Origin of the sequence: Corallococcus exercitus (assembly GCF_042231735.1) — a bacterium.
GTDB lineage: Bacteria > Myxococcota > Myxococcia > Myxococcales > Myxococcaceae > Corallococcus > Corallococcus exercitus_B.
On sequence record NZ_CP102577.1, the window covers coordinates 2,253,818 to 2,265,525 of the forward strand.

The 11,708-nt window shown below is 71.8% G+C and carries 10 protein-coding genes; 3 read left to right on the forward strand and 7 right to left on the reverse strand.

What is annotated here, in order from left to right; genetic code table 11:
• Positions 1 to 20 precede the first annotated feature (20 nt).
• Both NR792_RS08365 and NR792_RS08370 read left to right on the forward strand, forming a co-directional pair.
• The gene (locus NR792_RS08365; RefSeq protein WP_375759539.1) at positions 21 to 1,433 is read left to right on the forward strand and encodes a hypothetical protein; all 1,413 of its coding nucleotides are present in this window, start codon (positions 21 to 23) and stop codon (positions 1,431 to 1,433) included.
• On the forward strand, positions 1,430 to 2,263 hold the full coding sequence (locus NR792_RS08370; protein ID WP_375759540.1) for a hypothetical protein: 834 nt from the start codon (positions 1,430 to 1,432) through the stop codon (positions 2,261 to 2,263). Before NR792_RS08365 ends, NR792_RS08370 begins: the two co-directional genes overlap by 4 nt.
• 9 nt (positions 2,264 to 2,272) lie before the next feature.
• Here NR792_RS08370 and NR792_RS08375 read toward each other — a convergent pair whose 3' ends face one another.
• Genes NR792_RS08375 through NR792_RS08400 form a run of 6 tightly spaced genes read right to left on the reverse strand, consistent with a single transcriptional unit; the run spans position 2,273 to position 9,131 of the window.
• On the reverse strand, positions 2,273 to 2,974 hold the full coding sequence (locus NR792_RS08375) for an RluA family pseudouridine synthase (protein ID WP_375759541.1): 702 nt from the start codon (positions 2,972 to 2,974) through the stop codon (positions 2,273 to 2,275).
• Positions 2,971 to 4,464, reverse strand: coding sequence for a M16 family metallopeptidase (locus tag NR792_RS08380; RefSeq protein WP_375759542.1), 1,494 nt, complete (start codon positions 4,462 to 4,464; stop codon positions 2,971 to 2,973). The genes NR792_RS08375 and NR792_RS08380 overlap by 4 nt, the downstream gene beginning before the upstream one ends.
• A 4-nt stretch (positions 4,465 to 4,468) precedes the next feature.
• On the reverse strand, positions 4,469 to 5,809 hold the full coding sequence (locus NR792_RS08385) for a M16 family metallopeptidase (protein WP_375759543.1): 1,341 nt from the start codon (positions 5,807 to 5,809) through the stop codon (positions 4,469 to 4,471).
• A gap of 27 nt (positions 5,810 to 5,836) precedes the next feature.
• Positions 5,837 to 6,496, reverse strand: coding sequence for a response regulator (locus NR792_RS08390; protein WP_375759544.1), 660 nt, complete (start codon positions 6,494 to 6,496; stop codon positions 5,837 to 5,839).
• A gap of 5 nt (positions 6,497 to 6,501) precedes the next feature.
• Positions 6,502 to 8,814, reverse strand: coding sequence for a protein kinase (locus NR792_RS08395; protein ID WP_375759545.1), 2,313 nt, complete (start codon positions 8,812 to 8,814; stop codon positions 6,502 to 6,504).
• A complete protein-coding gene (locus tag NR792_RS08400; RefSeq protein WP_375759546.1) occupies positions 8,811 to 9,131 on the reverse strand; it encodes a hypothetical protein in 321 nt (106 codons plus the stop codon). Before NR792_RS08400 ends, NR792_RS08395 begins: the two co-directional genes overlap by 4 nt.
• 86 nt (positions 9,132 to 9,217) lie before the next feature.
• Here NR792_RS08400 and NR792_RS08405 point away from each other — a divergent pair, with 86 nt between their 5' ends.
• Positions 9,218 to 10,915, forward strand: coding sequence for an HAD-IG family 5'-nucleotidase (locus NR792_RS08405; protein ID WP_375759547.1), 1,698 nt, complete (start codon positions 9,218 to 9,220; stop codon positions 10,913 to 10,915).
• 2 nt (positions 10,916 to 10,917) lie between these two features.
• Here NR792_RS08405 and NR792_RS08410 read toward each other — a convergent pair whose 3' ends face one another.
• On the reverse strand, positions 10,918 to 11,700 hold the full coding sequence (locus tag NR792_RS08410) for a class I SAM-dependent methyltransferase (protein WP_375759548.1): 783 nt from the start codon (positions 11,698 to 11,700) through the stop codon (positions 10,918 to 10,920).
• Between the last annotated feature and the right edge of the window lie 8 nt (positions 11,701 to 11,708).

The window sequence follows — 11,708 nt, forward strand, 5'->3', positions numbered from 1 at the left end:
TGGGACGCTGGGTTTCCCGTATGCGTCCGCCGCTCCCCTTCGCTCTCTGCCTCCTGATGCTGGGTGCCGCCGTGGCACGGGCGGAACCGCCGGAGGTGGAGGCGACGCCCGGGCGTGTGGTGCTCGGGCAGGACAAGGCCGTGGAGGTGCGGGTGCGGGTGCCCAAGGGCGCCGGCCCGGTGCGCGCGGCGGCGTCTTCCGGCACCTGGGCGCAAGAGCGGCTGGAGGGCGGCGCCGAGCGCGTCTTCCGCTGGACGCCTCCGCCGGTGCGCTACCCGCTGTGGGCGGTGCTCGCGTTCTGGGTGGAGGACGGCCGCGCGCCGGAGGTCACCACCGTGGTGCTGCCGCTCCTGGGGCGCACCACGCTGGACGTGTCCACCGCGCCGGGCGCGGAGGTGGTGGTCGCGGTGGGCGACGCGCGCTTCGGCCCGGTGAAGGCGGACGGACGCGGACGGGCGCAGGTGCCCGTGGAGGTGCCTCCGGAGGCGACGGAGGCGCGCGTGCTCGCGACCCGGGGCACGCTCACCACGGATCGCAGCGCGCCGCTGGAGGTCCCCGCCGGGCGCCCGCTCATCGCCGCGCTCACGCCGGATCCGCTGCCCGTGGAGGGCGGCGGCTGGCTGATTATCGCGGGCACGGAGGAGCGGATCCCTTCGTCGGCGCTGGACGTCCAGGCGGAGGGCGTCACGGTGAAGCCGGTGTCCCCGGAGCGGGCGCGCTACACGGTGCAGCCCGACGTGAAGGCCACGAACGCGTCCGTCACCGTGCGCTGGCGTGATGCACCGGGCGAGGACGCGGTGAGGGTCCAGGCCGGAGTGAAGCCCGCCGCGGACAGGCCGGCGGAGCGGGTGAAGGTCACCGCGCCCACCTCCCCTGCCCCCTCGCCCGTGGCGCCCCTCATGCGCGCGACCGCGGGGCGGACCTCGCTGTTCCTCCTGGGCGGCGCCGCGTTCGCGAGCGGCGCCAACGGGGGACCGCTGCTGGGGTTGGGCGTGTCCGTGCCGCTGCCGATGTGGCGCCACCGCGTGGCGGCGGAGGCGGAGGTGGGCCTGCGTCACGCGAGCCTGGATGGACGCCAGGGCGCCACGGACGTGCACTCGCGGGTGTGGGGAGTCCCCCTGCTTCTGTCCGCGCGGGTCACCCTTTTTCAACGGGGTTCCTTCCAGCTGGACGGCCGTGCAGGCGGAGGCGTGCTGGCGTTGAGTCATCGACTGTCGACTGAGGCGGTTGAGACCGGGGACGTCTTTCCTGACGCCGTGGATGAGCGCAAAGTGCGCGCCATGGGATTCCTGGCCGCGCAGGGCGCATATCGGTTGGGCCGCTGGAGCCTCCTCACGGAAGTGCGTGGGGCCCTGGCGCCCGTGGAGACGCCGTCGCTTCGCGCCGAGCTGGGCGGCGTGTCCGTGTCCGCGGGGCTGAGGTTCGTTCCATGAGGCGCGCGGGCCTGGGCCTGGTGGGAATGGCGCTGCTGGCGTGGGCCTGCACGGGCGGCCCGGAGTCACTGCCTCCGCCCACCATCGTCGGCGTGGAGCCCGCGACGCTGCCGGTGAACTCGAAGGACGACGACGTCACCATCCGGTTCGACGCGCGCTACGCCATGGCCGTGGACTACGGCGCGGAGAAGGTGGATGCGCGCATGGGTTCGGGCCGCGTCTGGGTGGACGACAAGGAAGCGACGGTGACGCGCTTCGACCCGGCCGGCGTCGCCATCGCCACGGTGCCCCGGGGCCTGGGCGCGGGCGCGCACGCGGTGCGGCTGCGGCTGGATGACGGCCGCGAGGCGGTGGCCGAAGAGGCCCTCACCCTGCGCCCTCCGGGGCAGGAGATCGTGGATCCCCTCGAGGACGGCGGCATACTGGTCGCCACCGACGGGGGGCCCTTCGACAGGTGCTTCGATGCCGGGGTCGACACCGGAGACGGCGGCGAGCCCCAGGACGCGGGGCCCGGACCGGATGATCCGATGCGCGAGGGTGACATCACGGCCTACGCCTTCGACGCCATCGAGGGCACGCGCATGAGCCGGACGTCCTTCGCCATCACGGTGCGCGCCCAGGGGCCGCGGGCCGGGCACTTCAAGGGCTCCGTGGAGTTGATCGCCTCGCGCGGCACCGTGACGCCGGCCAAGATCGGCCCCTGCGACAGCGGCGTGTGCAACGCGACCATCGTCATGGACGCGCCCGCCGGCAACGTGCACCTCAACGCCGTGGACAGCTTCGGTGTGACGGGCGAGTCCAACACGTTCCGCCTGGAGCCCTACAAGTAGCGCGTGGGTTCACCCCGCCGCGCGCAGCAGCTCCAGCGCGCGCAGCATGTCCGGAGGCAGCGGCGCATCCACGCCGCGCGCCGGCACTCCGGGCAGCGCGGGCCACTCCACGCGCGCGGCGTGCAGCGGCGTCCGGGTCAGCACCTCCTGGGTCCCCTGCCCTCCCAGGTCGCCCTCCGTGAGCGGCGCCTCGCGGCCGTACTGGTGGTCCACGAGCAGCGGGTGCCCCAGCGACAGCAGGTGCACGCGGATCTGATGCGTGCGGCCCGTCAGCGGCTCCGCCTCCACCAGGGACGCGCGCGCGAAGGTCTCCACCGGGCGCACCCGCGTGCGCGACGGCTTCGCGTCCGGCTCCTCCGGCCTCGCCACGCGCATGCGCCCCTTGCGGCCGGCCACCAGCGGCGCGTCCACCATCCGGGGCGCCTCCAGCCGGCCCTCCACCAGGGCGCGGTAGCGCTTGCGCACCTTGCCCGTCTCGAAGGCCTGGGACAGCGCGCGGTGCACGTCCGCGTCCAGCGCGAACACCAGGGCCCCGGACGTGTCCCGGTCCAGCCGGTGCACCACGTACACCTTGCGGCCCAGGTGCGCTTCCAGCGTGTCGCGCAGGGACGGGCCGCCCTCGCGGCCAGGGATGACGAGCACCCCGGCCGGCTTGTCCACCACCATCACGCCCGCGCCCTCGAAGAGGACGCGGGGAACGCCGCCGCTCATTCGTAGTCCGAAGCCGGCACGACGGTGATGGGGCCCAGCCCTTCCAGCAGCGGCTTCACCTCCGACGCCTTGCCCAGCACCACGATGACGGGCCGGTCCGCGAACGCGTACTTCTTCGCCGCGGCGGCCACGTCCTTCGGCGTCACCGCGCGCAGCCGGTCGCGGAACTTCTCCACCCAGTCGTCGCCCAGGCCGTGGATGCGCATGTCCGCGATGACGGAGGCCACGGACTCGTTGGTCTCCGTGCGCAGCGGATAGAGGCCCGCCAGGTAGCTCTGTGCGTCCTTCAGTTCGCGGGGCTTGAGCCCGCTGTCGCGCACGCCGTGGATCTCCTTCAGCGCCACGTCGATGATCTCCCGCGTGGACGCCGTCTTCGTGAACGTGGACAGCGCGAAGATGCCGCCCGAGCTCATCGTGTCGAAGTAGGAGCTGACGCCGTAGGTGAGGCCGCGGTTGACGCGGATCTCGTTCATCAGCCGCGACGTGAAGCCGCCGCCCAGCGCGATGTTCATGGCCGTGGCGGGGAAGTAGTCCTCGTGGCCCAGCCAGAAGCCCGGGCCGCCCAGGCGCACCTGGGACTGCGTCTGGTCCGGCTTGTCCACCAGCAGCACCGTGCCGGCCTTCGCCAGCGGCTCCTGCTTGCGCGGCAGCATCGGCTCGGCGTCGGGGCCGCCCGTCCAGCCGGCGAAGGCGCGCTCCGCCTCCGCGGCCACCGTCTCCGGGGCGATGGCGCCCACCACCGTGAGCATGGAGATTCTGGGCCCCATGCACTCCGCGTGGAAGCGGACCACGTCGTCGCGGGTGAAGGTGGACACGGTGCGCTTGTTGCCGCCCAGGTCGCGCCCGTACGGATGGTCCCCCCACACGGCGCGCGTGAAGGCGCGGTCCGCGATGGAGGACGGATCATCCAGGTCGTTGGCGAACTGCGCCAGCGCGCGCTCCCGGGCGTCCACGACCTCCTGCTCCGGGAACGTGGGCTCGCGCATCACCTGCCCCAGCACGTCGAGCATCGCGGAGAAGTGCTCCGCGGGCGTGGTGAGGTAGACGGACAGCACGTCCTCGTTGACGCCCGCGTAGAGGCTGGCGCCCACGAACTCGATGGCCTCGCTGATGCCATCCGCGTCCATGCGCTTCGTGCCCCGGCGCAGCAGCCGCGCGGTGAAGTCCGCCAGGCCGTCCTTGCCCGGCGGGTCCCACACGCCGCCCGCGCGCATCACCAGCCGCACGGACACGAGCGGCAGCGGCCCGCGCTCGGCGGCGATGACCTTCAGGCCCGTGGACGTGGTGCTCTCATGCAGCGCGGGCAGCTTCAGCTCGCCGGTGGCGGCGGGCTTCGGCGCGGGCACGGCCTTCAGCAGCTTCTTCGCGCGGGCCGGGACGGCCTTCTTCGCCTGCGCGACCTTCTTGCGCGCGGCGGTGGCCTGCTTGCGCACGGCCTTGGCGGCCTTGCGGACGGTGTTCTTCACTTTGGCGATCTTTCGGGAGGCCATGGGTTCAAGCCTCCGCCGCTTCGTCACCGGCTTCGTTGGCGCCGGCTTCGGGATGGAGGGTGACCACCGAGCGGCGCTCGGGGGCGAAGTACTTCGCGGCCACGGCCTTCACCTGCTCCGCCGTGACGGACGCGTAGAACGTCGGCAGGGACAGGCCCTCGCGCCAGTCGCCCAGCAGGGCCTCGTAGTGGCCCAGGGCGTGGCCCCGGCCGCTGTTGGTGGACAGCTCCCGCAGGTGGTCCGCGCGCAGGTTGTTCTTCGCCTTCTGCAGCTCCTTGTCGGTGACGCCCTCGCGCGCAAGCTTCTCCAGCTCCGCGTACAGCAGGGCCTCCACCTTCGCGGGGTCCGAGTCCGGCTTGAGCTCCAGGTAGAAGAGGACGGTCCCCGGGTCGATGCGCCAGCTCCAGTCGAGCATCACCGACACGGCGGCCTTCTGGTCGTAGACGAGGGACTTCACCAGCCGGCTGCCCTCGCCCTTGGTGAGGACGTACTGGACGACGTCCAGCACCAGCGTGTCCTCGTCGCTGGCGGCGGGGCCCCGGAAGCCGATCATCACCGACGGCGACTGCGCGGGGTGGCGCACCACGGCGCGGCGCTCGCCCTTCTGCTCCGGCTCCGCGTTGAGCACCGGCGCGGGCGTGGGGCCGCGCGGGATGTTCCCGTAGTACTTGCGCACCAGCGCGAGCGTCTTCTTCGGGTCGATGTCCCCGACGATGTAGAGCACCGCGTTGTTGGGCGCGTAGTACGTGCGGAAGTACTCCTGGCAGTCCTCGCGGGTGATGTTCTCGATGTCCGCCATCCAGCCGATGACGGGCCAACGGTACGCGTGCGCCTTGTAGACGAGCGTGCCCAGCTCCTCGTCCATCATGCCGGGGATTTCATTGTCCACGCGGACGCGGCGCTCCTCCATCACGACCTGGCGCTCGCTGGCCAGCGTCTGGTCGGAGATGCGCAAGGAGCGCATCCGGTCCGACTCCAGGTCGAGCACCGTCTCCAGCGCGTCCGCGCTGAAGTCGTCGTAGTACACCGTCATGTCGTTGGACGTGTACGCGTTCGAGCGGCCGCCGTTGGACTCCAGCGTCTTGTCGAACATCTTGGGGCCGTACTTCTTCGCCCCGTTGAACATCATGTGTTCGAACAGGTGGCTGATGCCGGTGATGCCGGGCCGCTCGTTGCGGCTGCCCACCTGGAAGAAGGTGTAGAGGCTGACCACCGGGGCCTGGTGGTTCGCCAGCAGGCGGACCTTGAGGCCGTTGGGCAGCGTTGCCTCGTGAACGTCGAAGAGGGCGGCGAGGGTGGGGTCCACCGCGCGCACGGCGGTGGACCGCGGGGATGCCTTGGACATAGGTGCCTCACCGTAACCACGGCGGGGCTAGAGATCCACGACACCTTCACGCAGGGCCATCACCACCGCGTCCACGTGGGAGTTGACGCCCATCTTCCGGTAGATATGCGACAGGTGCGTGCGCACCGTGCGCCGCTCCAGCGTCATCACCCGCCCCACCTCCGCGTTGGACAGGCCCTTGGCCACGTAGCGCAGGACGTCCAGCTCCAGGGCCGTCAGCCCCCAGGGCAGCTCGGCGGGCTTCTGGGCGGGCTTCGCCTGGACGGACTGGAAGTAGTTCCAGAAGCGCCGCGCGATGATGGGCTCCAGCACGGTGCCCCCGTCCATGACCTCCTGGATGCCGGAGCGGATCTTCTCCGGCCCCACCCGCTTCACCAGGTAGCCGGACGCGCCCGCCTGGATGGCCTCGTAGACCTTCTGCTCGTCCTCGAAGGACGTGAGGATGAGGATCTCCACCTCCGGGGCCCGGCGCTTGACCTTCTGGGTCACCTGGATGCCGTTGAGGCTGGGGAGTTCCAGGTCCAGCAGGACGAGCTGCGGGCGCTCGCGGACGATGTCGTCCACCGCCTGCTCGCCATCCTGGGAGGTGCCCACGACCTCCAGCTCCGGAAAGGTGCCCAGCACCTTGACCAGGTTCTTCAGGAGCTGGGGCTGGTCCTCGACGACGAAGATGCGCGTGCGCTCCACGGAACTCACCGCCTGGTGGGGGGAGGCTGGAACTGTTCGTCCAGCTTCTGGTGCTGGCCCCGCGAGAAGCGGAGCTGGAAGTCCTTCTGCTCGCCGGTGGAGATGGCCACCACGCGGATGTCGCGCGTGCCCACGCGGACCGGGTAGTTCACCAGCGGCGTCGCGCGGCGCACCCGGGCCCCGTCGATGAAGACGTTCGCCGGGAGGTTCGTGCGCAGCGTGAGGAACGCGCGCTGGTTCTTGGGGGGCACGCCCGGCTCCGGGGTGTCCTCTTCCGCGTCCTCGTCCTCGATGTCCCGCGCCGCCGGGTTGGGTGTGGGCGCGGGCGGTGGGGGCGTGATGGGCTTGAGCGCGGACGGGTTCGCGGGCTGCGCCGGGGCGCCGTTCGCCACGGGCGCGTTCGGGTCGTAGCGGGGCAGCTCCGGTTCCTGCACCGGCTCCAGGCCCAGCCGCCACGTGGCGACGGCGAACATGAACAGGCCCACCAGGGCGATGCCGCCCGCGATGAAGAGCAGGCGCTTGCGGCGGGTCCCCGCGTCCACCGCGTCCATGCGCGGCGTCTCCACCGTGTCGAAGCGCTGGTGCACGGGCAGGTGCCGGTCCGACGGCGCGGGCTCGGCCATGTCGCTGCGCGCGCGGCCTTCCGCCTTGGGAGGAGCCGCACGGCGCTCCGAGCGGGGCTCCGCGGGAAGGGCCTCGGTGGGCTCGGCGCGGCCCCGGCGCTCCTGGCGGGGCATGGCCGGCTCGGGGGCCTTGGGGGGTGTGGAGGGCGCTCCTCCGCCCGCGGGGAGGATCGCGGTCTCCTGGCCGGGGGCCCTGCCGCCGGCACCGTGCGCGGGGCGCAGGGCCGGGCGCTTCGTGGAGGGCGGAGGCGCGTCGTCCGAGCCCAGGGGCGGTCCGGGACGCAGGGCCGGACGGCGGCCAGAGGGTGGGACGGGCTCGTCCCCTCCCAGGGGTACCCCGGGGCGCATGGCGGCGCGGCGGCCGGTGGGCACGGGCGGTTCGTCCTCGCCCAGGGGCGGCCCGGAGAAGTCCTCGACCACCTTCACGCGAGGGTTGCGCCCGGCGCGCGAGGAGGCCTGCCCCTCCGGTCCACCCTGCGGGCCGGCCTGACGGCGGGACTTCTGCGCGAGGACGCCGGGCGGCGCGTCCCAGCCCTGCTCCAGCGGCCCCGCGTGGGAAGGGTCGGTGCTCCGCGCTTCGTTCGCGGGCTCGGGCTCGTCGTCCGCGGGTGCGTCCGGCGCGTAGTCCTCGGGACGGAACGCCTCGAAGCCGGGCGCGGCCTCCTGCGTGTCCGCGGAGGCCTCGTGCTCCGTGGGCGCGCGGCTGTACGGGGCGCGCTGGACGATGGACGCCTCGTGCTCCTCGGCGTGCAGGTCCTCCATCTCCGCGCCGGAGACGGGCTCCAGCTGGAAGGGCTCCACGAAGGGCACGGGCCCGGGGGCCGCGAGGCTCACCTCGTTGGGGAACAGCTCCGACACGAAGCGCCCCACCTCCTCCGGGCCGGGCAGGCCGCCGCCCGCGGAGAGGAAGTTGCGCAGGGCCTGGGCGAACTCGCCACACGAGCGGAAGCGCCGCTGCGGTGCGGGATCCAGCGCGCGCATCACCGCCGGATCCAGCCGCGAGTTGATCCGCCGGTCCAACCGGCTGGGCGGAGGCAGCGTCTCGCGGCGGGTGCTGACACCGCTGCCGGGCACCACGGCCTCGCGCAGCGTGAGCAGTTCGTAGGCGATGGCGCCCAGCGAGTACACGTCGGACGCCTCCGTGGGCGTCTCACCGCGAGCGACCTCCGGCGCGCGGTACGCGCTGCGGCCCCGGTGCGCGAACGTGCGCTTGAGCTGGGGCACGGACAGGAGCGCCTGGAGCGCGCCGAAGTCGCAGATGGCCGGAAAGCCCTCGCGGGACAGCAGCACGTTGCCGGGGGTGATGGCCCCGTGGACGACGCCCGCGTCGTGCGCGAGCTGCACGGTCTCCAACAACTGGATGACGATGGAGAGCGCCACCGTGGGCGGCAGCAGGACTTCCTTCGTGTTGAGGCGCTGGAGCGCGATGCCCAGCGTGAAGCCGTCCACGTCCTCGCGCACCACGGCGAGCCGCTGCCGCACGAAGCCCACGTCCACGACGTGGAGGAGGCCCGGGTGGCGCACGGGCTGGAGCCGCCGCACCGTCTCCGCCAGCTCGCGGGCATAGGCGGGGTCGGAGGTGCGCGGCAGGAAGAGCTTCACCGCGACGGGGATGGAGGGCAGCAGCAGGGCCTCGTACAGCTCCGCCAGGTCCCCTGCCTCCGTGCGGCCGGTGAGCCGGTACGTCCCGCTCATCGGGGCTTCCGGGGCGTCTTGGGCCCGTTGGCGCGGCGGGCCACGGCGGCGAACATGAAGCCGCACCAGACGCACGACTCACCGCGCCGTCCGCGGGGCAGCTCCAGGGTGCAGCCGGGGCAGCGCGGCCGGGGCCGGGCGGTGCGGACGGTGGCGGCGGAGACGCTGGCGCGGGTGCGGACGGGGGGTGGCTTGCGAGCCTCCAGGGCGAGCCGGGCCTCCAGCCGGCGCACCCGGTCCTCCAGCGCGGTGATTCGAGCGGCCAGGCGCGCGTGGAGGTCCTCGGCGGAGGCCGGGGATGGACGTGGGGTGCGCATCGTTGGACGGAAGCGTGCCAGCCCCGTGCGAAGCCCGCAAGGACGCGGGCGAAGGGCGAGCGGCGCGTGTTATGTCTTGAGGTCCCGTGGCGCCCTACCTCTCCCCTTACCATCCCATCCCGGGCGGACCCTCCGTGGATCCGCTGCACGGGAGCTTTCGCTCCTCCATCCGCCGCGAGCACGCCGACGACGCGGCCCGCCGCGCGAGGGACCTGCTCACCGACGACGTGCTCGGCCGGCTGCTCACCACGCCGCGCGAGCCCACCGCCCAGGTGCCGCATTCGCGGGACGTGTTCGTCAACCGCAACCTGCGCATGGACCACGTCGAGCTCATCGGCTTCGACATGGACTACACGCTGGCCATCTACCACATGCGCCGGCTGGAGCAGCTGTCGTTCGACATGACGCTCGCGAAGCTGATCAGCGAGTACGGCTACCCGCCGTTCGTGGGCGGCCTGCTCTACGACCACCACTTCGTGATGCGCGGGCTGGCGGTGGACCGGGTCAACGGCAACGTCCTGAAGATGGACCGCTTCGGTCACGTGGGGCGCGCGTACCACGGCCTGCGGCCGCTCAAGCGCGACGCGTGGAAGGAGCTGTACCGCAACAAGCGCGTGCGGCTGCGCAACCCGCAGTTCGCGTGGAACGACACGCTCTTCGCGCTGCCGGAGACGTGCCTGTACTCGGGCATCATCGAGCTGATGGAGTCGCTGGGGCACACCGTGAACTACGGCAAGCTCTACGACGACATCCGGGAAGCCATCGACACGGTGCACCGGGACAACTCCCTCAAGCGGGAGATCCGCAAGGACCTGGCGCGCTACGTGTTCCTGGATCCGGAGCTGGGGCCGGCGTTGCACAAGCTGCGCTCGGGCGGGAAGCGGCTGTTCCTGCTGACGAACTCCGCGTGGGACTACACGAACGCGGTGATGCGCTACCTCCTGGACGGGCAGCTGCCGGAGTACCCCAGCTGGCGCAACTACTTCGACTTCACGGTGACGGCGGCGGGCAAGCCGGCGTTCTTCACGGAGAACCGGCCGTTCCTGGAGCTGGACTCGTCCACGGAGGCCGGCAAGGTCGTGGGCGAGGCGAAGTCGCTGGAGCGCGGCACGGTGTACTCCGGAGGCAACCTGGCCCAGTTCGAGGAGTTCACGGGCTACCGGGGCGAGCACGTCCTCTACGTGGGCGACCACATCTACGGCGACATCCTGAAGTCGAAGAAGTCGTCGCTGTGGCGCACGTGCATGATCGTCCAGGAGATCGAGGACGAGATCACGTACACGGACGCGCGGCGAGAGGAGATCGTCACGCTGTCGGAGGTGGAGCTGACGCGAGCGCGGCTGGACGACGAGGTGAACCACCGCAAGACGGTGTTGAACACCTTGGAGCGCAGGCTGGAGCGCGAGGAGCTTCCGGCGCCGGAGCGGCAGGAGGTGGAGGAACTGCGCAAGAAGACGAAGGCGGAGCTGGAGAAGCTGCGCCGGTCGTTGAAGGAGACCAACGGCATCGCGGACACGCTGGAGCGCGACGTCGAGGAGGGCTTCAACCCGTACTGGGGGCTGCTGTTCAAGGAAGGCAACGAGAACAGCCGCTTCGGCTACCAGGTGGAGCAGTACGCGTGTCTCTACACGAGCCGCGTGTCGAACTTCCTGCACCACTCGCCGATGCAGTACTACCGCTCGCCGCGCGACCTGATGGCGCACGAGCAGGCCGGCGCGCTGTCGAGCAAGCTGTCCCCGATGGGGAGCGAAGGCCCGCCGAAGGGGTCGTTGGAGAAGGAGTAGCGTCAGGGTGTCGCGGGCAGCCGGCCCCAGATGACGTCACTGAAGCGCGACGTGGGCGCCGGCTCGATGCCCAGTTTCTTCAAGTCATCGGTGTGGCGGGCGCCCTTCACGACGACCCAGCGCCGGGCGACGCGCCTCCCCTCCTCCACTGCTTCAGGTGTGAGGGGGGCGTGCTCCGCGAAGCGGCGCAGGACGTCGAAGGCGGGCTGGGCCTTCTTCGGCTTGGCGAACATCGGGTCGAAGAAGACGACGTCGAAGGACTTCGCGGGCAGCGTCTTCAGGTACGCATGCGCGTCCGCGTGGAGGACTTCGATGGCGCAGGAGTCCGCGCCTCGGTCGTAGCGCTGAAGTCCCTCCGCTGCGACGATGCACAGGGGCAGGCTCTTCTCCAGACCGACGACCCGGCCCGTGGGTCCCACGGCAAGCGACGCCACCAGCGCGTCCTGAGCCAGCCCCAGGGTGCAGTCGAGCACGGCGTCCCCCGGGACAATCTCCGCGACCTTGAGGAACGCATCATCGCGCTGCCCCTGTCGAAGGCGCATGCGCCGCAGGTGCGCCATGCCAGCGTGGAAGCCGAACGAGCCCTGCGGTTCCCACAGCGTCACGCCATCACCGCCGACGACGAGCAGCGCCTCCACCTTGGTGCCCAGCCAGGGTGCGATGCCCTCACTGGAGCGGCGCGGAAGGAACGGCAGGTTCCACCGCTGCGCCACGGCCCGCGCCTCGCGCACCGTGGCCACGTCCGTCTTCGTGCTGGTGGTGACGGCGAGGGGAAGCGGCGGCATCGATACCG

Excerpts from the sequence above, each read along its gene's own strand:
- NR792_RS08410 (WP_375759548.1), bottom strand. The coding sequence starts at position 11,700 with ATGCCGCCGCTTCCCCTCGCCGTCACCACCAGCACGAAGACGGACGTG.
- NR792_RS08365 (WP_375759539.1), top strand. The coding sequence starts at position 21 with ATGCGTCCGCCGCTCCCCTTCGCTCTCTGCCTCCTGATGCTGGGTGCC.
- NR792_RS08395 (WP_375759545.1), bottom strand. The coding sequence starts at position 8,814 with ATGAGCGGGACGTACCGGCTCACCGGCCGCACGGAGGCAGGGGACCTG.
- NR792_RS08385 (WP_375759543.1), bottom strand. The coding sequence starts at position 5,809 with ATGTCCAAGGCATCCCCGCGGTCCACCGCCGTGCGCGCGGTGGACCCC.
- NR792_RS08380 (WP_375759542.1), bottom strand. The coding sequence starts at position 4,464 with ATGGCCTCCCGAAAGATCGCCAAAGTGAAGAACACCGTCCGCAAGGCC.
- NR792_RS08400 (WP_375759546.1), bottom strand. The coding sequence starts at position 9,131 with ATGCGCACCCCACGTCCATCCCCGGCCTCCGCCGAGGACCTCCACGCG.
- NR792_RS08375 (WP_375759541.1), bottom strand. The coding sequence starts at position 2,974 with ATGAGCGGCGGCGTTCCCCGCGTCCTCTTCGAGGGCGCGGGCGTGATG.
- NR792_RS08370 (WP_375759540.1), top strand. The coding sequence starts at position 1,430 with ATGAGGCGCGCGGGCCTGGGCCTGGTGGGAATGGCGCTGCTGGCGTGG.